28 protein-coding genes and 1 riboswitch are annotated in these 26423 nt (G+C 72.3%); of the genes, 16 read left to right on the top strand and 12 right to left on the bottom strand.

The window, feature by feature from the left end; all coding sequences use genetic code 11:
- The first annotated feature begins 65 nt into the window (after positions 1-65).
- From ACFZDE_RS32700 to ACFZDE_RS32690, 3 genes are all read left to right on the top strand, one after another.
- Positions 66-566: a DUF5304 family protein gene (locus ACFZDE_RS32700; RefSeq protein ID WP_391206126.1), complete on the top strand. Its 501-nt coding sequence runs from the start codon at positions 66-68 to the stop codon at positions 564-566.
- Positions 567-698: 132 nt separating this feature from the next.
- Complete coding sequence (locus ACFZDE_RS32695) at positions 699-1652, top strand: ROK family glucokinase (RefSeq protein WP_391001990.1); 954 nt, start codon at positions 699-701, stop codon at positions 1650-1652.
- Between the two features lie 136 nt (positions 1653-1788).
- On the top strand, positions 1789-2535 hold the full coding sequence (locus ACFZDE_RS32690) for an endonuclease/exonuclease/phosphatase family protein (protein ID WP_391206124.1): 747 nt from the start codon (positions 1789-1791) through the stop codon (positions 2533-2535).
- On the opposite strand, the gene ACFZDE_RS32685 is transcribed toward ACFZDE_RS32690, so the two are convergent.
- Both ACFZDE_RS32685 and ACFZDE_RS32680 read right to left on the bottom strand, forming a co-directional pair.
- Positions 2532-3161, bottom strand: a complete 630-nt coding sequence (locus tag ACFZDE_RS32685) for a hypothetical protein (RefSeq protein WP_391001994.1) — start codon at positions 3159-3161, stop codon at positions 2532-2534. The genes ACFZDE_RS32690 and ACFZDE_RS32685 overlap by 4 nt on opposite strands.
- Entirely contained in the window at positions 3154-3951 is a 798-nt protein-coding gene (locus ACFZDE_RS32680; protein WP_391206121.1) for an alpha/beta fold hydrolase, read from the bottom strand. The genes ACFZDE_RS32685 and ACFZDE_RS32680 overlap by 8 nt, the downstream gene beginning before the upstream one ends.
- Positions 3952-4154: 203 nt before the next feature.
- On the opposite strand from ACFZDE_RS32680, the gene ACFZDE_RS32675 reads away from it, so the two are divergent.
- From ACFZDE_RS32675 to ACFZDE_RS32660, 4 genes are read left to right on the top strand one after another with little or no spacing between them, the layout of a single operon-like run.
- Entirely contained in the window at positions 4155-4961 is an 807-nt protein-coding gene (locus ACFZDE_RS32675) for a 1-acyl-sn-glycerol-3-phosphate acyltransferase (RefSeq protein ID WP_391206192.1), read from the top strand.
- A gap of 28 nt (positions 4962-4989) precedes the next feature.
- A complete protein-coding gene (gene macS / locus ACFZDE_RS32670; protein WP_391206118.1) occupies positions 4990-6216 on the top strand; it encodes a MacS family sensor histidine kinase in 1227 nt (408 codons plus the stop codon).
- On the top strand, positions 6213-6902 hold the full coding sequence (locus tag ACFZDE_RS32665; RefSeq protein WP_391002000.1) for a response regulator: 690 nt from the start codon (positions 6213-6215) through the stop codon (positions 6900-6902). Before macS ends, ACFZDE_RS32665 begins: the two co-directional genes overlap by 4 nt.
- A gap of 53 nt (positions 6903-6955) precedes the next feature.
- A complete protein-coding gene (locus tag ACFZDE_RS32660; RefSeq protein WP_391206115.1) occupies positions 6956-7984 on the top strand; it encodes an ATP-dependent 6-phosphofructokinase in 1029 nt (342 codons plus the stop codon).
- Between the two features lie 39 nt (positions 7985-8023).
- Here the strand turns inward: ACFZDE_RS32660 and ACFZDE_RS32655 are convergent, their stop codons facing one another.
- Both ACFZDE_RS32655 and ACFZDE_RS32650 read right to left on the bottom strand, forming a co-directional pair.
- The gene (locus ACFZDE_RS32655; RefSeq protein WP_391206112.1) at positions 8024-9880 is read right to left on the bottom strand and encodes a chorismate-binding protein; all 1857 of its coding nucleotides are present in this window, start codon (positions 9878-9880) and stop codon (positions 8024-8026) included.
- Positions 9881-9976: 96 nt separating this feature from the next.
- Positions 9977-10033, bottom strand: coding sequence for a trp operon leader peptide (locus ACFZDE_RS32650; protein ID WP_078625594.1), 57 nt, complete (start codon positions 10031-10033; stop codon positions 9977-9979).
- A 96-nt stretch (positions 10034-10129) separates the two neighbouring features.
- On the opposite strand from ACFZDE_RS32650, the gene ACFZDE_RS32645 reads away from it, so the two are divergent.
- Both ACFZDE_RS32645 and ACFZDE_RS32640 read left to right on the top strand, forming a co-directional pair.
- Complete coding sequence (locus ACFZDE_RS32645) at positions 10130-11482, top strand: class II 3-deoxy-7-phosphoheptulonate synthase (protein WP_391002006.1); 1353 nt, start codon at positions 10130-10132, stop codon at positions 11480-11482.
- 158 nt (positions 11483-11640) lie between these two features.
- Positions 11641-11865, top strand: coding sequence for a bacterioferritin-associated ferredoxin (locus tag ACFZDE_RS32640; RefSeq protein ID WP_185010252.1), 225 nt, complete (start codon positions 11641-11643; stop codon positions 11863-11865).
- Positions 11866-11871: 6 nt separating this feature from the next.
- Here the strand turns inward: ACFZDE_RS32640 and bfr are convergent, their stop codons facing one another.
- Complete coding sequence (bfr, locus tag ACFZDE_RS32635; protein ID WP_031107638.1) at positions 11872-12348, bottom strand: bacterioferritin; 477 nt, start codon at positions 12346-12348, stop codon at positions 11872-11874.
- 175 nt (positions 12349-12523) lie between these two features.
- On the opposite strand from bfr, the gene ACFZDE_RS32630 reads away from it, so the two are divergent.
- Positions 12524-13174 carry a sulfite oxidase-like oxidoreductase gene (locus tag ACFZDE_RS32630; protein WP_030848127.1) on the top strand — a complete coding sequence of 217 codons (651 nt, stop codon included), beginning with the start codon at positions 12524-12526 and terminating at the stop codon, positions 13172-13174.
- A 35-nt stretch (positions 13175-13209) separates the two neighbouring features.
- Here ACFZDE_RS32630 and ACFZDE_RS32625 read toward each other — a convergent pair whose 3' ends face one another.
- From ACFZDE_RS32625 to thiO, 5 genes are all read right to left on the bottom strand, one after another.
- A complete protein-coding gene (locus tag ACFZDE_RS32625; RefSeq protein WP_391002009.1) occupies positions 13210-14088 on the bottom strand; it encodes a deoxyribonuclease IV in 879 nt (292 codons plus the stop codon).
- Between the two features lie 58 nt (positions 14089-14146).
- Positions 14147-16081 (bottom strand): Stk1 family PASTA domain-containing Ser/Thr kinase, encoded by a 1935-nt coding sequence (pknB, locus tag ACFZDE_RS32620; RefSeq protein WP_391206109.1) that lies wholly within the window; start codon positions 16079-16081, stop codon positions 14147-14149.
- A 183-nt stretch (positions 16082-16264) separates the two neighbouring features.
- Positions 16265-17062: a thiazole synthase gene (locus tag ACFZDE_RS32615; RefSeq protein ID WP_391206106.1), complete on the bottom strand. Its 798-nt coding sequence runs from the start codon at positions 17060-17062 to the stop codon at positions 16265-16267.
- 2 nt (positions 17063-17064) lie between these two features.
- On the bottom strand, positions 17065-17265 hold the full coding sequence (gene thiS / locus ACFZDE_RS32610; RefSeq protein WP_391002015.1) for a sulfur carrier protein ThiS: 201 nt from the start codon (positions 17263-17265) through the stop codon (positions 17065-17067).
- Positions 17262-18446 (bottom strand): glycine oxidase ThiO, encoded by a 1185-nt coding sequence (thiO, locus tag ACFZDE_RS32605; RefSeq protein WP_391206104.1) that lies wholly within the window; start codon positions 18444-18446, stop codon positions 17262-17264. The genes thiS and thiO overlap by 4 nt, the downstream gene beginning before the upstream one ends.
- A riboswitch (TPP riboswitch) is annotated at positions 18444-18555 on the bottom strand. Its footprint overlaps the gene before it by 3 nt.
- Positions 18556-18607: 52 nt before the next feature.
- On the opposite strand from thiO, the gene ACFZDE_RS32600 reads away from it, so the two are divergent.
- The 6 genes from ACFZDE_RS32600 (at position 18608) to ACFZDE_RS32575 (ending at position 23828) form a co-directional block, all read left to right on the top strand.
- Positions 18608-18958: a hypothetical protein gene (locus ACFZDE_RS32600; protein ID WP_391002019.1), complete on the top strand. Its 351-nt coding sequence runs from the start codon at positions 18608-18610 to the stop codon at positions 18956-18958.
- 32 nt (positions 18959-18990) lie between these two features.
- Complete coding sequence (locus ACFZDE_RS32595) at positions 18991-20232, top strand: FAD-dependent oxidoreductase (protein WP_391206101.1); 1242 nt, start codon at positions 18991-18993, stop codon at positions 20230-20232.
- A 45-nt stretch (positions 20233-20277) separates the two neighbouring features.
- Entirely contained in the window at positions 20278-20643 is a 366-nt protein-coding gene (locus ACFZDE_RS32590) for an Rv2175c family DNA-binding protein (RefSeq protein WP_030848153.1), read from the top strand.
- Positions 20644-21148: 505 nt separating this feature from the next.
- The gene (gene thiE / locus ACFZDE_RS32585) at positions 21149-21814 is read left to right on the top strand and encodes a thiamine phosphate synthase (RefSeq protein WP_391206098.1); all 666 of its coding nucleotides are present in this window, start codon (positions 21149-21151) and stop codon (positions 21812-21814) included.
- 98 nt (positions 21815-21912) lie between these two features.
- Positions 21913-22836 carry a methylenetetrahydrofolate reductase [NAD(P)H] gene (metF, locus tag ACFZDE_RS32580; protein WP_031111288.1) on the top strand — a complete coding sequence of 308 codons (924 nt, stop codon included), beginning with the start codon at positions 21913-21915 and terminating at the stop codon, positions 22834-22836.
- A 56-nt stretch (positions 22837-22892) separates the two neighbouring features.
- Complete coding sequence (locus tag ACFZDE_RS32575) at positions 22893-23828, top strand: hypothetical protein (RefSeq protein WP_391206095.1); 936 nt, start codon at positions 22893-22895, stop codon at positions 23826-23828.
- Between the two features lie 27 nt (positions 23829-23855).
- Here the strand turns inward: ACFZDE_RS32575 and ACFZDE_RS32570 are convergent, their stop codons facing one another.
- Together ACFZDE_RS32570 and ACFZDE_RS32565 are read right to left on the bottom strand one after the other, a co-directional pair.
- A complete protein-coding gene (locus tag ACFZDE_RS32570) occupies positions 23856-25346 on the bottom strand; it encodes an FAD-dependent oxidoreductase (protein WP_391206092.1) in 1491 nt (496 codons plus the stop codon).
- A 433-nt stretch (positions 25347-25779) separates the two neighbouring features.
- A complete protein-coding gene (locus ACFZDE_RS32565; RefSeq protein ID WP_391002029.1) occupies positions 25780-26409 on the bottom strand; it encodes a TetR family transcriptional regulator in 630 nt (209 codons plus the stop codon).
- Positions 26410-26423: the final 14 nt, after the last annotated feature.

The raw sequence follows: 26423 nt of genomic DNA, 5'->3' as shown, positions 1-26423 counted from the left end.
GCCCGTGAACCCGGTACGCCCGTTCGGGTAACGTCGTAGGGACGAACCGTAGTCAGGAGTCCGTCATGAGCGAAGAGCTCCCCCCGTCCGACGCCGCCCGCGCAGAGGCCGCGGACGAGGTACGGGCGAACGACGCCGACGCCTGGGCGACCGCGTGCGCCGAGGACCTCCAGGCGGAGAAAGCCCGCCGCCGCGCCGAACACGGCACACCCCCGGGCTCCGCCGCCGAGGAACTGAAGAAGCTCGTCGACGCCGTCGCCGAGAAGCTGTCCGGCGTGCAGTCCCCGCTGCTCGGCGCGGTCGCCGGACCCGCCGCCCAGCAGGTCGTACGGCAGGTCGTCCAGCAGGCCAAGGACGCCGTCGAACCCGTCATCGAACGCAACCCGGACGTCTTCGACCACCTGGCGGCGGCCGGGAACGAACTGCTCGCGGCCTACCGCTCCGCCGTACAGGCCCAGGAGCGGCGCTGGACCGGCCGCGACGACCAGGGCGGCCCCCGTGACCAGGACGAACGCCGGGACGACGGCGACGGCACCGGCCCCGGGCAGCGGATCGACCTGGACTGAGCCCTCCGGCAGGGCCGAGCGGGACCCCCGGCGGGCCTTCCGGGGGTGCCCAGCGTGCGGACGTCAGCGAACCCGGGGGCAGGGCTCGGGTACCGTTGGCCGTAGCGGGGCTCGACCGAAACTGAGGGATTCATGGGACTCACCATCGGCGTCGACATCGGCGGCACGAAGATCGCGGCCGGCGTGGTCGATGAGGAAGGCAACATCCTCTCGACCCACAAGGTGCCGACCCCGGGCACGGCCGAGGGCATCGTGGACGCCATCGCCTCGGCGGTGGACGGAGCACGTGTCGGGCACGACATCGTCGGCGTGGGCATCGGTGCCGCCGGCTATGTGAACCGGCAGCGCTCCGAGGTCTACTTCGCGCCCAACATCCACTGGCGCAACGAGCCGCTCAAGGAGAAGGTCGAGGCCCGCGTGGGCCTCCCGGTGGTCGTGGAGAACGACGCGAACGCCGCGGCGTGGGGCGAGTACAAGTTCGGCGCGGGCAAGGGCCATCGCAACGTCATCTGCATCACGCTGGGCACCGGCCTCGGCGGCGGCATCATCATCGGCAACAAGCTGCGCCGCGGGCACTTCGGCGTGGCCGCCGAGTTCGGCCACATCCGGATGGTGCCGGACGGCCTGCTGTGCGGCTGCGGTTCCCAGGGCTGCTGGGAGCAGTACGCCTCCGGCCGCGCGCTCGTGCGCTACGCCAAGCAGCGCGCCAACGCCACCCCCGAGAACGCCGAGACCCTGCTCGGCCTCGGCAACGGCACACCCGAGGGCATCGAGGGCAAGCACATCTCCATGGCCGCCCGCCAGGGCGACCGGGTGGCCGTCGACTCCTACCGCGAACTGGCCCGCTGGGTCGGCGCGGGCCTGGCCGACCTGGCCTCCCTCTTCGACCCGTCCGCGTTCATCGTCGGCGGCGGCCTCTCCGACGAGGGCGAACTGGTCCTGGGCCCGATCCGCAAGTCCTACAAGCGCTGGCTGGTCGGCGGCAACTGGCGCCCGGTGGCCGAGGTCCGCGCGGCGGAACTGGGCAACAAGGCGGGCCTGGTAGGAGCAGCGGACCTGGCGAGGGAACCCGACCCGGTCATGTAAACCCCCTGAGGTTCATGCCCCGAGGGGCGCGGGGCGGTATCCCTGTGCGGCTCTGCCGCGTGGGCGCGACAAGCCACGAACGACCGGCACTCGCGCACAACCCCGCGCCCCGCCCCTTCGGGCGTAAATTGATCACATGTCGCTGCTCCCCAACTCGCGTACAGAACCCGACGGTTCCGTAGTCATCAGGGTCCTCAGCTACAACATCCGCAGCATGCGCGACGACACCGACGCCCTGGCCCGCGTCATCAAGGCCTGCGCACCCGACCTCGTCCTCATCCAGGAAGCCCCCCGCTTCTTCCGCTGGCGCAAGAAACTCGCCCGTCTGGCCCTCGCCTCCGACCTGGTGATCGTCACCGGCGGAGCCACCACCACGGGCCCGGCCATCCTCAGCTCACTGCGCGCCGGCGTGGAACGCACGGAGGACATCCTCCTGCCCCCCACCCCCGGCCTGCACCGCCGCGGCTTCGCCACCGCCGTCCTCCGCTTCGCCGGCGCCCGTCTCGGCGTGCTCAGCTGCCACCTGTCCCTCCAGAAGGACGAGCGCTACGAGCAGTCCGGCATGCTCCTGGACCGGCTCGCCGCCCTGGGCGTGGAGCACGCGATCGCCGGCGGCGACCTCAACGAACGCCCCGAGGGCCCGGCCTTCCGCAGGCTGGCGGGCCGACTGACCGACTGCCGGGCCGCGGCCCCCTGGGGCGGCGAGCACACCTGGACCCCCACCGACCCCTACCAGCGCATCGACGCGATCTTCGCGACCGCCGGCATCGAGGTGCTGGGCTGCGGCGTGCCGACCGGGCAGCCGGGCGTGTCCGAAACGGACCTGAGGGCGGCCACGGACCACCTCCCGGTCCTGGCCGCCCTCAGAATCCCGGCTTCCTAGACGACCGCACCCCGCCCGGGGTCGTCGTCCTCCTCGTCGTCCGTCCGCATCCGCATCACCAGCGTCGCGAAGCCGCCGAGGAAGCCGCCGATCCCCAGCGTCGTCAGCCACCAGGTCATGTCCCAGCCGAGCAGCACCGCCAGCAGGAGCAGCACCGGACCGCCGAGCACGCCGAGCCAGGCGAACTTGGCGGTCGGGTCGGCGGTGGGCAGCGGGGGCGGCTCCGGGGGCACGAAGTGGCCTTCGTCGTCCTCGTCGAAGTCGTCCTCGGCGGGCTCGGGCGTGGTGTAGTCGCGGGGGCCGACGCCCGGCGCGAAGGACACCGACCCGCCCAGGGGCTTCACGGGCGCGTCCCCGGGCCCCTCGGCCTCCTGCGGCTCGGCCGGCTTGACGGCGTCCCCGGACTTCACGGCCGTATCGCCCCGGTCGCCGTCGAACCCGGCGTCGTTGGGCCCGGTGGCCGGCAGGGCCAGGTCCTCGATCGACTTGAACGGCTTGGCGCCCGGCGGGTCCGGCGGCTCCTCGCCGTACCCGGCGACGATCGCCGCCCAGGCCGCGTCCTCGTCGAAGGGGACACCCTTCTCTTCCGGCTCCCGCCCCTCGCGGTCGGAGTCGTGCTCAGCCACCTGCGGTCGTCCCTTCCTTGCCGAGCCCGGGCTCCTCGCCGAGGCCGGACGCGATGCGGCCGATGAACGCGAGGCTCTCCTCGTGGATCCGGTCCGCGTCATGGTCCAACGTGGCGACGTGGTAGCTCTGTTCCAGGATGACCTCTTTCACGTCCGTCGACGAGATGCGGCTGAGGATCCGGGCGGAGTCCACCGGCGGCACCACATGGTCCTGCGGGCTGCGCATCAGCAGCACCGGCTGAGTGACCTGCGGCAGCTCGCGGTCGGTGGCCTGGAAGAACTGCCGCAGCGAGTGTGCCGCGTGCAGCGGCACCCGGTCGTAGCCGAGCTCCTGCCCGCCCGGCTTGGCGATGTCGCTGGCGATGCCCTTCGTCGCGGGGACCAGGTGGCGCACCACCGGGAGGGCGTGGGCGGCCAGGCCGTGCACCTTGTTCGCGGGGTTGACGACCATGACACCGCGGACGGCGTCGCCGTGCTTCGCGGCGAGCCGCAGGGCCAGCGCGCCGCCCATGGACAGGCCCGCGACGAAGACCGTCTCACGGCGCTCGCACAGCAGGCGCAGCGCCCGGTCCACCTCCGCGTACCAGTCCTGCCAGCCCGTGATCCGCAGGTCCTCCCAGCGCGTGCCGTGCCCGGGCAGCAGCGGCAGGGAGACGGTCATGCCGTGCTCGGCGAGGTGCTCCGCCCAGGGGCGCAGCGACTGCGGTGATCCGGTGAAGCCGTGGCAGAGGAGGACGGCGACCTCTCCGCCCTCGTGGTGGAACGGCTCGGCTCCGGCAAGGACCGGCACCTTCGGCCTCCTGGTCGTGAGAAGGGACTGACACGATCACGGAATGTCACGGAACGTCATGGAAGGGGTGCGCGCGGCGTGCGCGGGACCTTCACCGTACGCGACCGCACTGACACCGACCAGGGCCGTCGGCGCCTTTGACAGTGCTCCGGGTTAAGGTCTCATCGACACACACAGGAGGCACTCGGTTGTTGTACGGCGCGATGAAGGTCACCATCGGGGGTCCGCTGAAGCTCGCCTTCAGGCCCTGGGTGGAGGGCCTGGAGAACGTACCCGCCGAGGGCGCAGCGATCCTGGCGAGCAATCACCTGTCGTTCTCCGACTCCTTCTTCCTGCCCGCCGTCCTCGACCGCAAGGTCACCTTCATCGCCAAGGCCGAGTACTTCACGACGCCCGGTGTGAAGGGCCGGATGACGGCCGCCTTCTTCAAGGGGGTCGGGCAGCTCCCCGTGGACCGCTCCGGTGCGCGCGGCGCGGGTGAGGCCGCCATCAAGAGCGGCATAGACGTGCTGGAGCGCGGTGAGCTGTTCGGGATCTACCCGGAGGGCACGCGCTCGCCCGACGGGCGGCTCTACCGGGGCAAGCCGGGCGGCCTCGCGCGCGTGGCGCTCGCCACCGGCGCCCCCGTCCTGCCCGTCGCCATGATCGACACGGAGAAGATCCAGCCGCCCGGGAAGGTCATGCCGAAGCTGATGCGCCCCGGCATCCGCATCGGCAAGCCCCTGGACTTCAGCCGCTACCAGGGCATGGAGCACGACCGGTTCGTGCTGCGCGCGGTGACCGACGAGGTCATGTACGAGATCATGAAGCTCTCCGGCCAGGAGTACGTCGACATGTACGCGACGGCCATGAAGCGGCAGCTCTCGGAAGCGGCGAAGGCGGAGAAGGAAGCCGAGAAGGCAGCCAAGGCCGCTCTCGCACGCGCGGAGAAGGAACAGGCCGAGAAGGAAAAGGCCCAGCAGGAAGCGTGCAAGGCGCAGCAGACGGAGCAGCGGCGGTCCGAGCCCTAACCGGGGCTTCGCCGGGGGGCAGGGGGAGATGGCCAAGCGCGAGCGTGTCATGAGGATGTCGGTCGAGCAGCCGCTGTGGCGTGCGCTCACCGCCTACCGGGTGCTCACGATGCTGTACGCGGTCGGCCTGTTCGCCACCGCCTACGACGAGTTCGTCCGCCCCTGGGTCGCCGTCGCCTACTACGCCGTGCTGTGCGGCTGGACCCTGGCCACCCTGCCCCGGGTCGCGAGCGCCGCCCGCTGCACCAAGCGGTTCCTCGCCGCCGACCTCACCATCGCCGTCACCGGCATCCTGCTCACGACCGTCGCCGACGCGCACGAGCGGGTCCAGGCGGGCGGCCCGACCCTGCCGTCGATATGGACCGCCGGTTCCGTCCTGGCCTTCGCCATCAAGGGCGGCTGGCGCTGGGCGGCCCTCGCCTCTTCTCTGGTGGCCGTCGCCAACCTGGTCGAGCGCGGCACCCCGGCCCGCGACACCGTCCACAACGTCATCCTGGTCTGCATCGCCTCCATCGCCATCGGCTACGTCGTCGAGGTCGCCCGCGCCTCCGAGCGCACCCTCGCCCGCGCCCTGGAGATCGAGGCCGCCACGCGCGAGCGCGAGCGCCTGGCCCGGGACATCCACGACAGCGTGCTCCAGGTGCTGGCGATGGTGCAGCGCCGCGGCGCCGTGATCGGCGGAGAGGCGGCCGAGCTGGGCCGGATGGCCGGCGAGCAGGAGGTCGCGCTGCGCACCCTGGTCTCCGGCGGGCTCGTCCCGGTGTCGCGGGTCTCGGAGGACGCCGCCGAGGGCGCCCTCGTCCGAGCCGTGGAGGAGGAGCCGGAGCCGGGCGGCCCCGTCGACCTGCGCGCCCTCCTCGCGCCGTACGCGGGGGCCCGGGTCAGTCTCGCCGAGCCCGGCGCGCCCGTGCCGCTGGCCCCGGCCGCCGCCCGGGAAGTGGCCGCCGCCGTCGGCGCGGCCCTGGACAACGTCCGTCGGCACGCCGGTGAGGACGCCCGCGCGTGGATCCTGGTCGAGGACGAGCCGGACGAGGTGATCGTCACCGTCCGGGACGACGGGCCCGGCATCCCGGAGGGGCGGCTCCTCCAGGCCGAGGGCGAGGGCCGGCTCGGTGTCGCCCTGTCGATCCGCGGCCGGCTGCGCGACCTGGGCGGCAGCGCGGAACTGATCTCGGTGCCCGGCCAGGGCACCGAGGTCGAACTGAAGGTACCGAAGGACGTGACGGAAACCCGGGGGAAGGCGGAGCAGCGATGACGGAGACGAGTGCGGACCGGCAGGACCCGATCAAGGTCATGGTCGTGGACGACCACCCCATGTGGCGCGACGCGGTCGCCCGCGACCTCGCCGAGTCGGGCTTCGAGGTCGTCGCCACCGCCGGCGACGGCGACCAGGCCGTACGCCGCGCCAAGGCCGCCGCGCCCGACGTCCTCGTGCTCGACCTGAACCTGCCCGCCAAGCCCGGCGTCCAGGTCTGCAAGGAGGTCGTCGCGGCGAACCCCGCCCTGCGCGTCCTCGTGCTGTCCGCCTCCGGTGAGCACGCCGACGTCCTGGAGGCCGTGAAGTCCGGCGCGACCGGCTACCTGCTCAAGTCCGCCTCCACCGGGGAACTCCAGGACGCGGTCCGCCGTACGGCCGTCGGCGACCCGGTCTTCACCCCCGGCCTCGCCGGACTGGTCCTCGGCGAGTACCGCCGTCTGGCCTCCGAACCCGCCCCGGCCCCCGACACCGGCGAACCGAAGGCGCCCCGGCTCACCGACCGCGAGACCGAGGTGCTGCGCCTGGTCGCCAAGGGCCTGAGCTACAAGCAGATCGCCGAGCGTCTGGTCATCTCCCACCGCACGGTGCAGAACCACGTCCAGAACACCCTCGGCAAGCTCCAGCTGCACAACCGCGTGGAGCTCGTCAGGTACGCGATAGAGCGTGGCCTCGACGACGAGTGAGGCGCACGTCACACTGACTCCTCGTCAGGCACCTGCGGCGAAGGGACTGTTCCATGCGCGTCGGAGTACTGACCGGAGGCGGCGACTGCCCCGGCCTCAACGCCGTCATCCGGGCCATCGTCCGCAAGGGCGTGCAGGAGTACGGCTATGACTTCACCGGCTTCCGGGACGGCTGGCGAGGCCCCCTGGAAGGCGCCACCGTCCGGCTCGACATCCCGGCCGTGCGCGGCATCCTGCCCCGCGGCGGCACGATCCTCGGCTCCTCCCGGACCAACCCGCTGAAAGTGGAGAACGGCATCCGCCGGATCAAGGAGACCCTCGCCGCTCTCGAGGTCGAGGCGCTCATCGCCATCGGCGGCGAGGACACCCTGGGCGTGGCCGCCCGGCTGTCCGACGAGCACGGCGTGCCCTGTGTGGGCGTACCCAAGACGATCGACAACGACCTGTCCGCCACCGACTACACCTTCGGCTTCGACACCGCCGTCGGCATCGCGACCGAGGCCATCGACCGCTTGCACACCACCGCCGAGTCCCATATGCGGGTCCTGGTCGTCGAGGTGATGGGCCGGCACGCCGGCTGGATCGCCCTGCACTCGGGCCTGGCCGGCGGCGCCAACGTCATCCTCATCCCCGAGCAGCCCTTCGACGTCGAGCAGGTGTGCGCCTGGGTGACCTCCCGCTTCCGGGCGTCGTACGCGCCGATCGTCGTCGTCGCCGAGGGGGCCGTGCCGAAGGACGGCGACATGGTCCTCAAGGACCAGTCGCTGGACTCCTTCGGGCACGTCCGGCTGTCCGGGGTCGGCGAGTGGCTCGCCAAGGAGATCGAGAAGCGCACGGGCAACGAGGCCCGCACCACCGTCCTCGGGCACGTCCAGCGGGGCGGCACTCCGAGCGCGTTCGACCGCTGGCTCGCCACCCGCTTCGGACTGCACGCCATCGACTGCGTCCGTGACCGCGACTTCGGCCGGATGGTCGCCCTGCGCGGCACGGACATCGTCCGCGTGCCCATCGCGGACGCCACGGCCCGGCTGAAGACGGTGGACCCGGCGCTGTACGACGAGGTCGGGGTGTTCTTCGGCTGACCGGGACGCGGGTGTCCGGGGGCGGCGGCCCCCGGACGGCTACACGGTCGTGTTGCGCAACCGGCCCATCAACTCCCGCACCACGGCCGTGCCGTTCAGCGTCAGGACCGACTCCGGGTGGAACTGCACCCCGGCGAACCCCGGCCCCCGCACGGCATGCACCTCCCCGTCCGCGGCCCTGCTGACCTCGACACCGTGCGCGGCCAGCTCCCGCGCCTCGTCGTCGTCGCAGCGCGCCACGAAGCTGTTGTAGAAGCCGACCGTCTCCGGCCGCCCGAACAGGTCGATCTCCGTCTGCGCGCCCTGGTACGGCACGTCCTTGCGCACGATGTCCAGCCCCAGCTCGGCCGCGATCAGCTCGTGCCCGAGGCAGACGCCGAGCACGCCGTGGCCGGTGCCGCGGATCACCTCGGCGGTCAGCGAGCGCAGGAACCGCATCTTCGGATCGGTGAGATCGGCCGGGTCCCCGGGCCCCGGGCCGAGCACGACGGGTCCCTGGTGCGTGAGCACCGCCTCCCGCAGCCCGTCCTCGTCGTAGCGCCGCACGGACACCTCCAGGCCGCCCGAGCGCAGCACATGCGCGAGCATCGCCGTGAAGGTGTCCTCGGCGTCGACGACCAGGGCGTGTCCGGGGACCCGCTCGGACTGCTCCTGCATCCGCAGCCAGAAGGGCGCCAGCGACGCCCGGCGTCCGTCGAGCGCGGCCCGCACCCGGGGGTCGTCGGCCAGCCGGGGCCGCACGGACTCCTCGCGTGGCCTCGACGGACGTACGCCCAGCGCCGCCAGCACACCCGCCGCCTTGGCGTGCGTCTCGGCCACCTCGCCCGCCGGGTCCGAGCCGCGCACGAGGGTCGCGCCGACCGGCACCCGCAGGTGCCCGGCCGCGTCGATGTCGGCGGTACGGATCAGGATGGGGGAGTCGAGGGTCTGGGACCCGCCCGTGTCCCGGCCGATCAGGGCCAGCGCACCGGCGTAGTACCCGCGCCCGCCGCTCTCGTGCCGCTCGATCACCCGGCAGGCGTTCTGCACCGGCGAGCCGGTCACGGTCGCCGCGAACATCGTCTCCCTCAGCACGTCCCGCACGTCCAGCGAGGACTTCCCGCGCAGCTCGTACTCGGTGTGCGCGAGGTGCGCCATCTCCTTCAGCCGGGGCCCGATCACGACCCCGCCCATGTCACCGACGGTGCACATCATCTTGAGCTCCTCGTCGACGACCATCGACAGCTCCTCGATCTCCTTGCCGTCGGCGAGGAAACCCAGCAGGTGCTCGGGGGTGGGCCCCTCGGCGGGGTAGCGGTAGGTGCCGCTGATCGGGTTCATGACGACCGTGCCGCCGGACATCCGCACATGCACCTCGGGGCTGGCCCCGACCAGGGTGCGGTCCCCGGTGTGCACCACGAACGTCCAGTACGCCCCCCGCTCACCCTCCAGCAGCCGCCGGAACAGCGCCAGCGCGTCGGCCCGCCCGAACCCGGGGATCTCACCCTCGTATGTCCGCCGGATCACGAAGTTCGCGCCCTCGCCCCGCCCGATCTCCTCGCGCAGCACGCGCTCGACGATCTCGCCGTACTCCTCGTCGGCCACGTCGAAACCACCGCCCTCGACGCGCACCTCGTGCGCCGGGAGCTGCGCCAGGGCGTCGGCCAGCGGCACGCCGTACGACTCCTCGGGGGTGAGGGCCAGCAGGGGGGTGCCGTCGTCGCGGACGTCGAAGCCGCGCTCGCGGATCTGCCGGAAGGGCACCAGAGCGAGGCTCCGCTCGGGCAGGTCGGCGAGACGCTCGTGCGCGGCGACCGGGCCGATCAGGACCTCGACCAGATCCTGGTCGTGGCCCGGGGTGCGGCGGCGCAGCAGGGCGAACGGGCGGGGGTCGTCCAGCAAGCCGAGCAGGTTCATGGGTCCGTACTCCATCTCGGTGAGAGAGGAACGGACCCCGGGAAACGCCGAAGGCCGCCCCTCGGGCGGCCTTCGCGAAGTCTTGAGTACGCGCAGTCAGCGGGCCGCCGGATGAGCGGTCCACCACCAGGTCTGGGTCGAATGCGCGAACATGCGACGCACCCTACCCCACGTCCGCGGAGCGTACGGCGTGTCTCAATTGCTGGGCATGGGTCTGGACGCCCGACACGACCCCGTAATGTTGAGGTCGTGACCGTGAACGCTAAGACCAGCGCGAGTGCTGGCAACACCTGGCGAGACCTGCCCGCGGCGCAGCAGCCCGAGTACCCCGACACCGAGGCTCTGCGCGCAGTCGTTGCGGAGCTGGAGTCGTATCCGCCGCTCGTCTTCGCGGGCGAGTGCGACCAGCTGCGCGCCCGGATGGCGTCCGTCGCCAAGGGAGAGGCGTTCCTCCTCCAGGGCGGCGACTGCGCCGAGGCCTTCGACGCGGTGTCCGCCGACCACATCCGCAACAAGCTGAAGACGCTGCTCCAGATGGGCGCCGTGCTCACGTACGCCGCGTCCGTGCCGGTCGTGAAGGTCGGCCGGATCGCCGGCCAGTACTCCAAGCCGCGCTCCAAGCCGACCGAGACCCGCGACGGCGTGACGCTGCCGACGTACCGCGGCGACTCCGTCAACGGCTTCGACTTCACCGAGGCCGCGCGCGTCCCCGACCCCGAGCGGCTGAAGCGGATGTACCACGCGTCCGCCTCCACGCTGAACCTGGTGCGCGCCTTCACCACCGGCGGTTACGCCGATCTGCGCCAGGTGCACGCCTGGAACCAGGACTTCGTGAAGTCATCCCCGTCGGGCCAGCGCTACGAGCAGCTGGCACGCGAGATCGACAACGCGCTGAACTTCATGCACGCCTGCGGGACCGACCCGGAGGAGTTCAAGACGGTCGAGTTCTACGCCTCGCACGAGGCGCTGCTGCTCGACTACGAGTCCGCGCTGACCAGGGTCGACTCGCGCACCGGGCAGCTGTACGACGTCTCCGGGCACATGGTGTGGATCGGTGAGCGCACCCGGCAGCTGGACCACGCGCACATCGAGTTCGCCTCGAAGATCCGCAACCCGATCGGCATCAAGCTGGGTCCGACGACGACGGCCGAGGACGCGCTCCAGTACATCGACCGCCTCGACCCGGACCGCGAGCCGGGCCGGCTGACCTTCATCGTCCGCATGGGCGCCGACAAGGTCCGCGACAAGCTCCCGGAGCTGGTCGAGAAGGTCACCGCCTCCGGCGCCACCGTCGCCTGGATCACCGACCCGATGCACGGCAACACCTACGAGGCGGCCTCCGGGCACAAGACCCGCCGCTTCGACGACGTGCTCGACGAGGTCAAGGGCTTCTTCGAGGTCCACAAGGCCCTCGGCACCCACCCGGGCGGCATCCACGTGGAGCTCACCGGCGACGACGTCACCGAGTGCGTGGGCGGCGGCGACGAGATCTTCGTCGACGATCTGCACCAGCGCTACGAGACGGCCTGCGACCCGCGGCTCAACCGCAGCCAGTCGCTCGACCTGGCGTTCCTCGTGGCCGAGATGTACAGGGACCAGTAACGGGTCCGCCTGTTACCGGAGCATGGACTGGGGCGCGGATCACACGATCCGCGCCCCTCACCACTTTTGTGCTCCGGACCCGGCGGGTAAGGTTAGGTTAGCCTCACCGATCAACGGGGACGGCGCATCCGAGAACGACCCGTCGGGAGGTGAACCGCGTGTACGTCTGCAGTTGCTTCGGGATCACCGAGCAGCAGGTCAAGCAGCACGCGGACGGCGGCGCCTGCACCCCCCGCCAGATAGCCTCCGCCTGCAAGGCGGGCACGGACTGCGGGTCCTGCGTACGCCGTATCCAGGCGATCCTGGGCAGGGGAGCCTGCCCGCGCCGTGACCTGGCCGACCAGGGCCGGCCGGTGCTCTCGGACCTCGAGGACGCCGCCTGACCGCAGCTAGCTCGGCTGCTCGATCTGCTGCGCGATGTACAGCGCCTCGCCGAGCTTTTCGATCAGCTCCAGCTGTGTGTCCAGATAGTCGATGTGGTGCTCCTCGTCCTCCAGGATCGACTCGAAGAGGTTCGCGGACGTGATGTCGCCCTTGGTGCGCATCACCTCGATACCGCGCTTGAGCCGGTCGATCGCCTCGACCTCGACCTGCCGGTCCGCCTGGAACATCTCGGTGACCGTCTGGCCGACCCGTACATGGAAAAGTCGCTGGTAGTTCGGCAGGCCGTCCAGCATGAGGATGCGCTCGGTGATCTTGTCCGCGTGCTTCATCTCATCGATGGACTCTTCACGCGTGTACTTGGCGAGCTTGGTCCAGCCCTTGTTGTCCTGGATCCGGTAGTGCAGCCAGTACTGGTTGATCGCCGTCAGCTCGCCGGTCAACTGCTCGTTGAGGAATTCGAGGACCTCGGGGTCGCCCTGCATCGCAGAGGCTCCTTCCGCGCGGGGGAACTGGCAGGTTGCGCCGCATGATTCCACTGGCGGAGAAGATCGTCCAGTAAGTCTCCACTTAGTAAGTAAGGGCATGCTTAGTCGACTTTGCCCGTTTTCGAAGTGGGTCCGGTCAGGGGCATCACCCGGGGTCTGTCAGGATGGAGTCATGGGTCAGCCGCTGGAACACGAATCGGGAGAAGGGCGCGATCCAGCAGGAGCGACGCAGCCCGACCTGCCCCCGGGACAGCGGTTGCAACGCGGCTGGCCGGTCACGCACTACGGCCCCGTCCCCAAGTTCCGGCCCGAGCGCTGGGAGTTCCGGGTCTTCGGCGCCACCGCCGACGGCGGCAAGCACTGCTGGACCCACGAGGAGTTCACCGCCCTGCCCCACACCACCGTGGTGGCCGATCTGCACTGCGTCACGAAGTTCAGCATGCTGGGCGCCGAGTGGGGCGGCATCCCCGCCCGCACGCTCCTCGACCTCGCCCCGCCCGCGGACGATGTCACCCATGTGATGGTGTGGGCCGAGTACGGATTCAGCTCCAACCTCCGGCTCTCCGACTTCGCCGGCGAGCAGGTTCTCTTCGCCACCCACAAGGACGGCGAGCTGCTCACCGCCGAGCACGGCTTCCCGCTGCGCCTGATCGTTCCCCACCTCTACGCCTGGAAGGGCCCCAAGTGGGTGCGCGGTGTGGAGTACATGACCGCCGACCGGCGCGGCTTCTGGGAGGAGCGGGGCTACCACAACATCGGCGACCCCTGGCAGGAGCAGCGCTACTCGTACCAGGAGCTGCCCGGGGACGGGCCCGACCTCTAGACGGGCCGGCCGTCCGACGGACCCGGTCGGCGGGCTCAGCCGTCGCGCAGCTTCTTCAGCCGCTCCACGTCGGCCGCGTGCCCCTGCTTGCCGCCCGGCGTCTCGATGATCAGCGGCACGCCCTCGGTCGCGGGGTGCGTCATCAGGGCCCGGAACGGGTCCTCGCCGATGTGACCGACGCCGATGTTCTCGTGCCGGTCCTTGTGGGCGCCCACCACGTCCTTGGAGTCGTTGGCGTGGATCAGCTTCAGCCGGCCCTCGCCGACCGTGTCCACCAGCAGGTCCAGTGTCTGGTGCATGCCGCTGGGGCCCGTCAGGTCGTGCCCGGCTGCGAAGATGTGGCAGGTGTCCAGGCACACGCCGAGCATCGGGTGGGCGTCCAGCGCCTCGAAGTACGGGCCGAAGTCCCAGGTCCGCGAGCACAGGGAGGCGCCCTGGCCAGCGGTCGACTCCAGCAGCAGGAACGGGTCGTCGTCGTGGGTCAGCTCGTCCAGCAGGGGCAGCAGATGTTCGCGCACCTGCTTCAGCGCCACCGACCGCTCCCGGCCGCCGGTCGCGCTGCCGGTGTGCACGACCACGCCCAGCGCCCCGATCTCCCGCCCGCGCCGCAGCGAGTGCCGCAGCGACTCCACCGACCGCTCCACGGTCGCCTCGGTGTGCGAACCGAAGTTGATCAGGTACGGGGCGTGCACATAGGCCGGGACGGACTCGGCCGCGCACGCCGCGCGGAACGCCTCGTCCTGCCGGGGGTTCCCGGTCGGCGTGGCCCAGCCGCGCGGGTTGGCGACGAAGACCTGGACGGCCTCCGCCTTCAGATCACGGGCGTACGACAGGCCCACGGAATGGAGCCCACCGGCCACGGGGACATGGCCGCCCACCGGGTTGCGGGAGGCGCCGGACAGCTGACTGTTCACCCGTTCAGGGTGTCATGCGTCCGGCCCCGCCCCGTCCACGGGCTCCCGCCCGCCGTCGTCACCTGATCTTGATGGTGATCGTCGAACCCTTGGGCGCGGTCCGGCCGCCCTCGACGGACTGGCTCTTGACCTCGTCGCCGAAGAGCCCGAGCAGCCCGCGGTCCTCGTCGACCTCGAACCCGGCGCCCTCCAGCGCCTGCCTGGCGTCGTCGACGCTGTCCCCGACCACGTCCGGCACCTCGATCATCTCGGGGCCCTTGGACAGCGTCAGCGTGACCGTGTCGCCCTCGGCCGCGGGGCCGCCGGAAGCCGGGGACTGCCGGACGACCTGGCCCTTGTCGTACTCGGAGGAGGTGACCCGCTCGGGGGCGATCTTCACCTTGAGGCCGGCCTCCGTCAGCTCGGCCCGCGCGTCGGCCTCGTCGACGCCGGTGACATCGGGGACGTCGATGCGGGCGCCCTTGCTGACGACCAGCGCGACACCCGTGCCCGCGCGCACCTTGGTGCCGTCCGCCGGGCGCGCGGTGATCACCGAGCCGCGCGGCACGTCCTCGCTGAACTCCCGGGTGACCATGCCCGGCTCCAGCCCGTCCTCCTTCAGCAGGCTCCGGGCCTTGGCCAGCTTCTGCCCGGCCAGGGCGGGCACCCGCACGGTCTCGGGGCCGTCGGAGATCGTGATGCCCACCGCGTCGTTGCCGCGGATGCGCGTCCCGGCCTTCGGGTCGCTGCTGATGATCTGGCCGCGATCGACGGTGTCGCTGTAGGCGTGCTTCACCTTGCCGAGCTCGAGACCGGCGTCGCGGAGCCGGTCCTCGGCCTGCTCCTGGGTCTTGGCCAGCAGCGGGGGGACCTCGGTGAACTGGCCGGAGTTGATGTACCAGATGCCGGCGCCGAGGCCCAGCACCAGCAGGACGGCGACGACGATCGCCACCGGGCCGCGCCGGGAGCCCGGGCGGCGGCGGGCCGGCGGGGGCGGCGGGGACGCGAAGCGGCTGGTGCGGTTGAGCGCGGCCCCGGAGACCTCGTCGTCCTCATGGACCGGCAGCGGGCGCGGGGTGGTCAGGGCGCGCGGGATCACCGTCGTCCGGTCGTCGCCGTTGTCGTGGTCCACCGCGAGCGCCTGCGGCGGCATCGCGTCGAGCTGGTCCTCGCTCAGCCGGCCGCGTCCGTCACGGACCTGCGCGAGCAGCGCCACCGCGTCGTACGGGCGGACGGCCGGGGTACGGGCCGTCGCCGAGGCCACCATCTCGTCCAGCTCGTACGCCATGCCGGGCACGGCGGCGGAGGGCGGGGGCACGTCCTCGTGCAGGTGCTTGTAGAGGATCACGGCGGGGGAGTCCCCGTCGTGCGGCTTGTCGCCGGTCAGCATCTCGTACAGCATCACGCCGCAGGCGTACACGTCGACGCGAGGGTCGGCGGTGCCGTCCTCTATCTGCTCCGGGGCGAGGTACGACACGGTGCCGAGGACGGTGCCGGTGGTGTTCGTCACCGTGTCCACGGCGCGGACCAGCCCGAAGTCGGCGACCTTCACCCGGCCGTCGTCCCCTATCAGGACGTTCTCGGGCTTCATGTCCCGGTGCACGAACCCGGCGCGGTGCGCGGCGCCCAGCGCGGCCAGCACCGGCTCCAGGATGTCCAGGGCGGCCCGCGGCTGAAGGGCCCCGCGCTCGCGCAGCACGTCCCGCAGGGTGCAGCCCGCGACGTACTCCATCGCCAGATACACGTACGAGCCGTCGGTGCCCTGGTCGAAGACCTGCACCACGTTCGGGTGGGCCAGCCGGGCCACCGACTTCGCCTCGCGGATGAACCGCTCGACGAACGAGGCGTCGACGGCGAGCGAGGGGTGCATCACCTTGAGCGCGAGGACCCGGTCGAGCCGGGTGTCCACGGCCCGGTAGACCGTGGCCATCCCGCCGACCGCGATCCGCGCGTCGATGCGGTACCGGCCGTCGAGCACCTGCCCGACCAAGGGGTCCTGAAGGGTCGTGTCCACGCAGGCGAGTGTACGAGCCGACACCGACAGCTCTCCCGCCCCGCCCGTTTTCGGGGCGCGACTGCAGCCGACCTGTGACGTGTGGCCCCGGCTGCGGGCATGCGTGCCGTCAGGGCGGCACCCGTCCCGAGGAGACCTCGCTACGCCGGGCTGCGAAACGCCCCGCCCCCGCACATGCGCGGGTCACTGAAAGGCCGGCCGCTCCGGATCGAGCACGGCCATCCCCTCACCCGGCGAGGACGCCTGCGCGAAGTGCCGCCGGGGAATTCGCCCAGCGCGATACGCCAGCCGTCCCGCCTCTACCCCGTTCCTCATCGCGGCGGCCATCAGCACCGGCTCCTGCGCCCGCGTCACCGCCGAGGCGAGCATCACACCCGCGCACCCCAGCTCCATCGCCAGCGCCGCGTCCGAGGCCGTACCCGCGCCCGCGTCCAGGATCACCGGCACGCGCGCGTGCTCCACGATCAGCTGGAAGTTGTGCGGGTTGCGGATGCCGAGCCCGGAGCCGATCGGGGAGCCGAGCGGCATGATCGCCGCGCAGCCCACGTCCTCCAGCTTCCGGGCCAGCACCGGATCGTCGTTGGTGTACGGCAGCACCGTGAACCCGTCGTCGACCAGGCTCTCGGCCGCCTCCAGCGTCTCGATCGGGTCCGGCAGCAGCGTGCGCTCGTCTGCGATGACCTCCAGCTTGACCAGGTCGGTGCCGAGCGCCTCGCGTGCCAGCCGGGCCGTGAGGACGGCCTCGCCCGCGGTGAAGCAGCCCGCCGTGTTGGGCAGCACCCGGATGCCCAGCCGGTCCAGGACGGACAGCACCGAGCCGTGCACCGAGGCGTTCACCCGGCGCATCGCGACGGTCGTCAGCTCCGTCCCCGAGGCGACGAGCGACCGCTCCAGGACATCGAGGCTGGGCGCCCCGCCCGTGCCCATGATGAGCCGGGAGCTGAACGACGTACCACCGAGGACGAACGGATCGTCGGCCATGGTCAGCCTCCTTGGACGGCGGTGAGGACTTCCACGCGGTCTCCCTCGGACAGGGGCGTGGCGGACCACCGGGTGCGTGGCACCACGGTTTCGTTGAGGGCGGCGGCCACCCCCGAGGGCGAGGCGGTGAGCGACCTCACGACGGTGTCGAGAGCCGTTCCGGGCGAGACGTCCCGGGGCTCCCCGTTGACGGAGATGTTCATGCGGGCTGCTCCGAGAGTGCGGTGGCGGGACTGAAGCGCTTCGGCGTGAAGGGGCGCGCCTCCTCGGGGAGTTCACCCGTCGCGAGGGCGTGCGCCATGGCGTCGCCGGTCACGGGCGTGAGCAGGACGCCGTTGCGGTAGTGGCCGGTGGCCAGCAGCAGCCCCTCCAGGCCGGTGGGGCCGAGCAGCGGCGCGTTGTCGGGGGATCCGGGCCGCAGCCCGGCCCGGGTCTCGGTGAGCGGCAGCTCGGTGATGCCCGGGACCAGTTCGTGCGCGTCCCGCAGCAGTTCGTAGACGCCGCCCGCGGTCACGGTGGTGTCCCAGCCCTGCTCCTCGCTGGTCGCCCCGACGACGAGTTCGCCGTTCGCGCGGGGCACCAGGTAGACGTGGCTGCCGCGCACCACCGCGCGCACGGTCCGGCTCAGGAACGGCCCGTGCCGCCGCGGCATGGTCAGCCTCAGGACCTGCCCCTTCACCGGCCGCACGGGAGGCAGCACGTCCCGCGGGACGCCCGCGAGCCGCCCGCTGAGACTGCCCCCGGCCAGCACCACCTGCCCGGCGGCCGTCGCGGTCCCGTCGGCCAGGACGACACCGGCGGCCCGGTCCCGGGAGACGGTCAGCCGGTCCGCCCACGTCCGGTGGAAGACCACGCCCGCCCGCTCGCACGCGGTGACCAGCGCTCCGGCCAGCCGCCGCGGGTCGATCTGGTGATCGCCGTCGACTCGCAGCCCGCCGCGCACGCCCGGCGCGAGCATCGGCTCCAGGCGCCGGCACTCGCGCCCCGACAGCCACTGCGACTCCAGCCCCGAGCGCTGTTGCAGGGCGTGCAGTTCACGCAGGTGGGCCCGGTCGTCGGCGTCCAGGGCCACGGCGACCGTGCCGCAGCGGCGGTAACCGAGGTCCTGCCCGGTCAGTTCGCTGAGCTCGGCGGCGAAGTCCGGGTAGCGGCGGGCCGAGGCGAGGTTCAGGCCGAGCAGGGTCTGCTCGCCGTAGTGCAGTTCCGTGACGGCGGCCAGCATGCCGGCCGCCACCTGTGCGGCTCCGCCGCCGGGCTCGGGGTCGACGACGGCGGTGGCGAGACCGCGCTGCGCGGACCGCCACGCCGTGACGAGGCCGATGATCCCGCCCCCGACGACCAGGACGTCTGACGGTGCGGACATGGATGTGGACGTACGCGACATGGGCGTCCAGCCCCTCCCTTCGCCGGCATGACCCGGATCAGGTTCGTACGGTCGGAGGCCGCCAGCCTCCCTCTCAGCCCGGTGCGTCCGGGCTCCCGCGAGTGCTTTACGTTGGCCACCCTAGCCCGATGCCGTATCCCGCAGTAAGGGAGCCTCCGTCCATGGCCCGATCCCTCGACGGTCTCGTCCTCGCCCCGGTCGCCGACCAGGCACCCGGTCAGGTGGGCACCCGCACCCGGTTCACCTACCACGAGCGGCAGGGCGAGATCTGGGCCGAGTACACGGGCGGCGACGTCGTGCGCGGGCACCTCGTGGGTACCCGGGAGGGTGACCGGCTGGACTTCCGGTACGTCCAGCTCAAGCGGGACGGGACCACCTCCTCGGGGCACTGCGTCTCGACGGTCGTGGAACTGCCCGACGGGCGGGTGCGGCTGGAGGAGACCTGGGAGTGGGAGTCCCAGCGAGGCAAGGGCACGAGCGTTGTGGAGCAGGTCACGGCGCATGAGCACTGACTGACCATTCGTCAGGTGTCTATGGTGATCAGGTGAGCGAGCAGACGCAGCAACCAGGTCCGTCCGCGCCGCGGCGCGTCGTCGTGGCGGGCGCGGGCATGGCCGGGGTGCAGACCGCCGTCGCCCTGCGCGAACAGGGCTTCGCCGGGGACCTGGTCCTGATCGGCGCCGAACCCCACCAGCCGTACGACCGGCCCCCGTTGTCCAAGGCCGTTCTGCTCGGCAAGTCCGAGGGCTCCGCCTTCGACATCGACTTCGAGGCCCTCGGCATCGAACTGCGGCTCGGCTGCGAGGTGCTGGGCCTGCGCCCCGCCGACCACGAGCTCGACACCGAGGACGGGCCCGTGCCCTACGACGTCCTGGTCGTCGCGACCGGCGCCGAACCGATCCGGCTGCCGGGCGCGGAGGGCGTGCCCGGCGTGCATCTGCTGCGCACCCTGGACGACGCCGAGCGGCTGCGGCCGGTGCTGGCCCGGCGGCACGACATCGTGGTCGTCGGCGCGGGCTGGATCGGCGCGGAGTTCGCCACGGCCGCGCGTGAGGCGGGCTGCGCGGTGACCGTCGTCGAGGCCGCCGAACGGCCGCTCGCCGGGGCACTGCCCGCCGAGGTCGCCGCCCCGATGGCCGACTGGTACGCCGACGCCGGCGCGGTCCTGCGGACACACGCGCGCGTGGAGCGAGTCGAGCCCGGTGCCGTGCTCCTCGACGACGGCACGCGGCTGCCCGCGGACGCCGTCGTCGTCGGCATCGGCGCCCGCCCCGCCACGGCCTGGCTGGTCGGCTCCGGGGTCGAGCTCGGCGCCCACGGCGAGATCGTCGCCGACGAGCATCTGCGCTCCAGCGCCGCGGACGTCTACGCGGTCGGCGACTGCGCCTCCTTCCCCTCCGGGCGCTACGGCGAGCGCCTGCTGGTCCACCACTGGGACAACGCCCTCCAGGGGCCGCGCGCGGTGGCCCTGAACATCGTCGGCCGGGCCGCGGGGGAGACCCCGGCGGTGTACGACCCGGTGCCGTACTTCTGGTCCGAGCAGTTCGGCCGGTTCGTCCAGTACGCCGGGCACCACGCGCACGCCGACACGACCCTGTGGCGGGGCGACCCCTCCGGACCGGCCTGGACGGTGTGCTGGCTGCGTGGGGAGCGGCTGGTCGCGCTGCTGGCGGTCGGCCGGCCCCGGGACCTGGCGCAGGGCCGCCGCCTGATCGAGTCGGGCGTCCCGATGAACCCGGTGCTGCTGAGGGACCCGGCCAGACCTCTGAAAGCGGCCACGGCATAGGCGCCCGACTTCCGACTGTCAGTGGTAAATGGCAGGCTGGTTTCCGTGACCGAGATTGACGCAAAGATCGATGCTCTCGTCCCCGCCTGGCTCACCCTCCCCGACATCGCCGAACAGTTCGGCGTCGAGGTGACGCGTGTGCGGCAGCTGGTCAAGGACGGCCAGCTCATCGCCGTACGCCGAGGTGAGAACCGCGCGCTGCACGTCCCCGCCGCCTTCATCGACGGGGACAAGGTGGTCAAGGGCCTGTCCGGGACCCTGACGCTCCTGCGGGACGACGGCTTCACGGACGAAGAGATGCTGGAGTGGCTCTTCACCCCGGACGACAGCCTGCCCGGCACCCCCGCGCAGGCCCTCAGCGAGAACCGCGGCACGGAGGTGAAGCGCCGCGCCCAGGCGCTCGCGGTCTGACCCGGCCGCGACGGGAGAAGCGTCCGGTGCCGTGTCGGCGGGGCCGGACCTGAACAACCGCCGACGGGGGCCGTGACCCGGTGGGTCACGGCCCGGGTGGCTCGCGCGCGGTGTGGCCCGGGGGCTGGCGTAGGGTGCCCGAGGTGTCCACGACGGACGGGGCGCTGCGTCGCCACCGCCGCCGACGCTCCGGCGCCCACCGCTGACGCTCGTGTGCCGCTCGCCCGGTGGGCGGTCGCTCCCGCGGGCGTCCGCGAGCCGCCCGTCCGGCGATCGGGTGCTCCAGCGCTCAGGAGCCGCCCGGCCCGGCAGACCAGTGCTCCGGAGCCGGGGAGCCGCCCGCCCGGCAGCCACGGCCTCCGGACCGGGATCCGCCGGTCCGCGGGCACATCCGCACCGGCATCCGAACCCGCACCAGTACCCGTATCCGATCCCCGCACCAGTACCGACCCCGCACCCTCTCCTGCACGCCACCGCCACCGCCACCGAACCCTGGGGGACACGCATGACCGGCACCGCAGCCGTCGCCGCCACCGCACGGGCCCAGCTCGCCGACGCCCGGGTCTACCTCTGCACCGACGCGCGCAAGCGGCAGGGCGACCTCGGGGAGTTCCTCGACGCCGCGCTGTCCGGCGGCGTCGACATCGTGCAGCTGCGGGACAAGGGCATGGAGGCCGGTGAGGAGCTGGAGCACCTGGCCGTCTTCGCCGACGCCTGTGCCCGGCACGGCAAGCTGCTCGCGGTCAACGACCGGGCGGACGTCGCCCACGCCGCCGGTGCCGACGTCCTGCACCTCGGCCAGGGCGACCTCCCGGTCCCCGCGGCCCGCGCGATCCTCGGCGATGACGTCCTGATCGGCCGCTCCACCCACGCCGAGTCCGAGGCCGCCGCGGCCGCCGTCCAGCAGGGCGTGGACTACTTCTGCACCGGCCCGTGCTGGCCGACCCCCACCAAGCCCGGCCGCCACGCCCCCGGCCTGGACCTCGTCCGCCACACCGCGGGGCTCGGCACCGACCGCCCCTGGTTCGCCATCGGCGGCATCGACCTCGGCACCCTCGACCAGGTCCTGGAAGCGGGCGCCCGGCGGGTGGTCGTCGTACGGGCGATCACGGAGGCCGACGACCCGGGCGCCGCGGCGGCCGAGTTCGCGAAGCGGCTGCGGGGGGCGTAGCGAGGACGGTTTGTCCAAAGGATGGACAACAAGGGGACAATTCGGGCAAAAATCGGTCCCCGGTTGGGGGACCGACCACCCCTGGCTAACCTGCCGGTATGGCCCTCGGCACCGCATCCATCAGGTCGGACCACGCCCGCACCGTCCGCGACATGCTCGCGGCCGGCAAAACGACGTACTCGTTCGAGTTCTACGCCCCCAAGACCCCGAAGGGCGAGCGGAACCTGTGGAACGCCCTGCGCCGGGTCGAGGCCGTGGCGCCCGACTTCGTCTCCGTCACCTACGGCGCGGGCGGTTCCACCCGCGCGGGCACGGTCAAGGCGACCGAGGCGATCGCCTCCGACACCACCCTCACCCCGATCGCCCACCTCACCGCGGTCGACCACTCGGTGGCCGACCTGCGCAACATCATCGGGCAGTACGCCGACGCGGGGATCCGCAACATGCTCGCCCTGCGCGGCGACCCGCCCGGCGACCCGATGGGCGACTGGGTGCCGCACCCCAGGGGCCTGGCCTACGCCGCCGAACTCGTCGAGCTGATCAAGGCCTCCGGCGACTTCTGCGTGGGCGTCGCCGCCTTCCCGGCGATGCACCCGCGTTCCGCCGACTGGGACGCCGACGTGCGCCACTTCGTCGACAAGTGCCGGGCGGGCGCGGACTACGCCATCACGCAGATGTTCTTCCAGCCGGAGGACTACCTCCGGCTGCGCGACCGGGTCTCGGCCGCCGGCTGCGACACCCCGATCATTCCCGAGGTCATGCCGATCGCGAGCGTGAAGACGCTGGAGCGGATCGGCTCGCTCACCAACGCAGCCTTCCCGCCCGCCCTGAAAGAGCGGATCCTCACAGCAAAAGACGATCCGGCCGCTGTACGCTCCATCGGTATCGAGTTCGCCACGGAGTTCTGTGCGCGGCTGCTCGCCGAGGGCGTGCCAGGCCTGCACTTCATCACGCTCAACAACTCCACCGCGACACTCGAGATCTACGAGAACCTGGGCCTGCACCACTCACCGCAGGCCTAGACCGTTCGCACCGGTATACGACACACTGCGTAACGGCCACTGGGAGAGGGGCGTACATGGGCTGGGCGGTCCTCTACATCGCGTTCGGCATCGTCGCGCTGTGGCTGCTGGGCGAGGTGCTGCTGCAGTACAAGGCGCGGCTGCGCTGGCGCCTGCTGGCCTTCGTCGGGTTCCTCGGTGTCGTCGTCGGTGTCCTGATTCCGTCGGTCGTCGTGATCGGGCTGGGCGCGGCCGCCTTCGCGGTCGGGCAGACGTACGTCACCCTGTCGTTCCGCAGCGGCTTCGCGTCCGGCTGGGCGATGAACGCGCCCGCGCTGGGCGGCGGCAAGGGCCGCCGCGGTGAGCGGGGCCGCCAGGAACCGACCCTCGAGGTCTCCGGCCTGGAGGCCGAGGGCGGCTACGACGACGGGGCCGCCGACGCCTACCGCCGCGACCCCACCGCCTACGGCCAGGACGACGACTACGACCGCGACGACGTCTTCACCCCCGCCCGCCCCGCCCACGACCCGACGGCCGCCGAGACCACGGCCGTCTACGAGCCGCAGCCCATGCCCGAGGACACCGGCTCCTACGGTGTCTACGGCAACGGCTACCAGGACGCGGGCCAGCAGCCCCAGGACCAGTACGCGGCCCAGACGGCCGACCAGTCGTACTCCTACGACTACTCCGGCTACGGCCAGCAGCAGGGCTACGACGCCACGGGCCAGCAGCAGTACGCCGCCTACTCCGACCCGTACATCGGCTCGTCGAACTACGGCCAGGGCTCCTACGACACCACCTACGGTGACCAGCAGTACTACGGCCAGCAGGGCTACACCCAGGACCAGTACACCGGCACCTACACCGGCGAGACCCCGCCCGGCGGGGTGTGGGTCCCGCAGCAGCGCAACACCGACGAGTACGGGCAGGAACTGCCGCCGGAGCAGCCCTACCCCTACCAGGGCGGACAGCAGCCGCAGGGGAACGGCTTCGACGAGCAGTACCGTTTCTGAAGCCTGATCCCGGCCGGGGCAGCGCGCTCACTGCGAGCCGCGGAACTCCGGCCCCTCCACGATCAGCCCCGCCACCAGCGCGCCCGACATGCCCGCGTGCGGCAGTCCGCCGCCGGGGTGGGCCCAGCCGCCCACGGTGAACAGACCGTGCACCCGCGTGCTGTTGGACGGGTGCAGCAGCCGCCCGCCGCCCGCCGCAAGGGCCGGCACGGGCACCGCCCCGCCCTCCGCGCCCGTCGCGTCCGCGATGTCGGCCGGGGTGCGCACCTCGTGCCACAGCAGACGGTCCCGCAGGCCGGGGAAGGCCCGCTCGGCCACGGTGATCACCTGGTCGGCGAGGTCGTCGCCGGGCCGGTCGGGCCGGGCGGGCACCACCGTGGTCAGGGCGACCGACTCGTGGTCCCGCGGGGCGAGTCCGGGGTCGTCGGGCCGCAGCACCGTGACCGTGGGGTGCGCGTCCCGCGCCGCCGTGCCGAAGAGGGCGTCCAGCTCCGCGGCACGGTCGCGCGCGTGCACCACCGTGCGGTGCGCCGTGCCCTCGGGGCGGGCCCCGCGCAGGGCGAGCAGCACGGTCAGCCGGCTGGCCGCGGCGGGCTGGGGCGGCACCTCCCCGTCTCCGCGCACCGCGGTCCCCGCCGTCAGACGGTCCAGGACACCCGGCGCGACACCGGCCACCACGAAGTCCGCCTCCGCGACCGACCCGTCGGCGAGTTCCACCCCCGACGCCCGGCCGTCCTTCTCCCGCACACCGGTGACCTCGGCGCCGAAGTGGAACTCGACCTTCCGGGCCAGACACCGCTCGTACACTGCCCGCGCCAGCTCGCGCAGACCGCCGCGCACGTACCAGGTGCCGAAGGCGTGCTCCAGGTACGGCAGCACGGCCGCGCTCGCCGGGGTGACCCGGGGATCCAGGCCGTGCCCGAGGGCGTGGCTCTCCAGCAGCGCCGTGAGCCGGGGGTCGCGCAGCTCCCAGGCGCCGATCTCGGCGAGGGTGGCGGCCCGGCGGGTGCGCAGCAGCTTCTTGTGGGGCACCGACGGGTAGGGCTCACGCTCGGCCAGCACCTGCCAGTTCGGCCACAGCGGCTCCTCCAGCAGCGGGCGGCGGGTCCGGTCCCAGGCCTCGCGAGCCCGGACCAGGAAGTCGCCCCAGCGCTTCCCGGCGCCCGAGCCCAGCGCCTCGTCCAGGGCGGCCACGACGCCCGCGCGCGAGGCGTTCGGCAGTGAGACCTCGGTGCCGTCCGCGAACACGTGCCGGGACGACGGGTCGACCTGGACCAGCTCGACGCAGGACTCCAGCGGCTCCTTGCCCGTCTTGACGAACAGATCGCGGTAGACGGCCGGCAGCGGCAGCAGGCCGGGGCCCGTGTCGAAGACGAACCCCGCGCGCTCGAAGCGGCGCAGCGCTCCGCCGTAGGTGTCCGTCCGCTCGTACACCGCCACACGGTGGCCCGCCACGGCCAGCCGGGCGGCAGCCGTCAGCGCGCCCATCCCTGCGCCGATCACTGCAATCCGTGCCATGCCCGCGACTTTATCGGCCACCACCGACAGCCCCGGCCCGCGGCCTCGCGAGTACGGGCGCGGACGCGGACGTGACCAGGCGGCGGGGGACCGTCGTGGGGCCCGGTGCCCAGGGCTGAGTACGGGTACCTAGCCGGGGAGTTGAGTACGCGCGCGGATGGGGCAGGACCCGCGCGGACGAGAGAGTGGAGGCACGGAGAGGGGCACGGCTCCGGCACCGGCGACACGGGGCGCCGGAACGGAGCCGGCCCACGATCCGCTCCTTCCGCCGGCGGTGTCGGCGGGAGCGAGGCACGGGGGATACCGGGGGACGACCGAACGGGGGTCCTGCGGGGGGACGCACGGGGGAACACGGAAGGCGCCGGTTCGAGGTGGCCCGCGGGGGACGCGGCCACATCGGACCGGCGCCTTCACCTGTGCGCCGGGAACGCGCTCAGCGGCAGCCGCTGACCCGCCCCTGGAGCAGCCGGGACAGCGCCGCGTGGACGTCGTCCAGGGAGCGTTCCGCCTGGAAGGACTTCCAGTCCAGGGCGGCCACCAGGACCATGCCGACCAGCGCGGACGCCGTCAGCGGGATGTCGATCTCCTCGCTGAACTCCCCGCCCGCGACGCCGTCGCGCAGCACGTCCTCCACGACCGCGACCGCCTGCTGCCGGACCACCATCAGCGTGGACTGCCAGGTGCGGTTGGTGCGCCACAGCTCGGCCACGTAGAGCTGGGTGAAGGCCGGGTAGCGGTCGATGAAGACCAGCCCCGCCCGGATCATCGCGTCCAGCGCGTCGACCTTGCCGCCGCCCTCCCGCGCGGTGCGGTCGGCCGCTTCCCGCAGGGAGGCGGTCAGCAGACCCACTCCGTGCCGCAGCAGTTCCTCGAAGAGGACGGACTTGCTCGCGAAGTTGTAGTAGACCGTGCCCTTCGCGACCCCGGCACGCTCGGCGATCTCGTCCACGGTCGTGGCGGAGAACCCCTGCTCGGCGATGAGCGTGACGGCCGCCTCGTAGAGCTTCTGCCGGGTGGCCTCGCGGCGCGTGCTGCCGCCCGACGCGGCACTGCTGCTTTCCATGGCCCTGATTGTCA

It is taken from the genome of Streptomyces sp. NPDC007929, assembly GCF_042959065.1.
In the GTDB taxonomy this organism is placed as follows: domain Bacteria; phylum Actinomycetota; class Actinomycetes; order Streptomycetales; family Streptomycetaceae; genus Streptomyces.
Note: the sequence above shows the minus strand (reverse complement) of the source record. Positions and strands in the feature narration are given on the sequence as shown.

What these genes read in the sequence shown, in the direction of transcription:
- ACFZDE_RS32615 (WP_391206106.1), bottom strand. Translation starts at nt 17,062, where the DNA reads ATGGCCGACGATCCGTTCGTCCTCGGTGGTACGTCGTTCAGCTCCCGG.
- ACFZDE_RS32675 (WP_391206192.1), top strand. Translation starts at nt 4,155, where the DNA reads ATGAAGGTCACCATCGGGGGTCCGCTGAAGCTCGCCTTCAGGCCCTGG.
- metF (WP_031111288.1), top strand. Translation starts at nt 21,913, where the DNA reads ATGGCCCTCGGCACCGCATCCATCAGGTCGGACCACGCCCGCACCGTC.
- macS (WP_391206118.1), top strand. Translation starts at nt 4,990, where the DNA reads ATGGCCAAGCGCGAGCGTGTCATGAGGATGTCGGTCGAGCAGCCGCTG.
- ACFZDE_RS32665 (WP_391002000.1), top strand. Translation starts at nt 6,213, where the DNA reads ATGACGGAGACGAGTGCGGACCGGCAGGACCCGATCAAGGTCATGGTC.
- ACFZDE_RS32565 (WP_391002029.1), bottom strand. Translation starts at nt 26,409, where the DNA reads ATGGAAAGCAGCAGTGCCGCGTCGGGCGGCAGCACGCGCCGCGAGGCC.
- thiS (WP_391002015.1), bottom strand. Translation starts at nt 17,265, where the DNA reads ATGAACATCTCCGTCAACGGGGAGCCCCGGGACGTCTCGCCCGGAACG.
- ACFZDE_RS32570 (WP_391206092.1), bottom strand. Translation starts at nt 25,346, where the DNA reads ATGGCACGGATTGCAGTGATCGGCGCAGGGATGGGCGCGCTGACGGCT.
- ACFZDE_RS32655 (WP_391206112.1), bottom strand. Translation starts at nt 9,880, where the DNA reads ATGAACCTGCTCGGCTTGCTGGACGACCCCCGCCCGTTCGCCCTGCTG.
- bfr (WP_031107638.1), bottom strand. Translation starts at nt 12,348, where the DNA reads ATGCAGGGCGACCCCGAGGTCCTCGAATTCCTCAACGAGCAGTTGACC.
- ACFZDE_RS32630 (WP_030848127.1), top strand. Translation starts at nt 12,524, where the DNA reads ATGGGTCAGCCGCTGGAACACGAATCGGGAGAAGGGCGCGATCCAGCA.
- ACFZDE_RS32575 (WP_391206095.1), top strand. Translation starts at nt 22,893, where the DNA reads ATGGGCTGGGCGGTCCTCTACATCGCGTTCGGCATCGTCGCGCTGTGG.
- ACFZDE_RS32690 (WP_391206124.1), top strand. Translation starts at nt 1,789, where the DNA reads ATGTCGCTGCTCCCCAACTCGCGTACAGAACCCGACGGTTCCGTAGTC.
- ACFZDE_RS32700 (WP_391206126.1), top strand. Translation starts at nt 66, where the DNA reads ATGAGCGAAGAGCTCCCCCCGTCCGACGCCGCCCGCGCAGAGGCCGCG.
- thiO (WP_391206104.1), bottom strand. Translation starts at nt 18,446, where the DNA reads ATGTCGCGTACGTCCACATCCATGTCCGCACCGTCAGACGTCCTGGTC.
- ACFZDE_RS32600 (WP_391002019.1), top strand. Translation starts at nt 18,608, where the DNA reads ATGGCCCGATCCCTCGACGGTCTCGTCCTCGCCCCGGTCGCCGACCAG.
- ACFZDE_RS32660 (WP_391206115.1), top strand. Translation starts at nt 6,956, where the DNA reads ATGCGCGTCGGAGTACTGACCGGAGGCGGCGACTGCCCCGGCCTCAAC.
- ACFZDE_RS32695 (WP_391001990.1), top strand. Translation starts at nt 699, where the DNA reads ATGGGACTCACCATCGGCGTCGACATCGGCGGCACGAAGATCGCGGCC.
- thiE (WP_391206098.1), top strand. Translation starts at nt 21,149, where the DNA reads ATGACCGGCACCGCAGCCGTCGCCGCCACCGCACGGGCCCAGCTCGCC.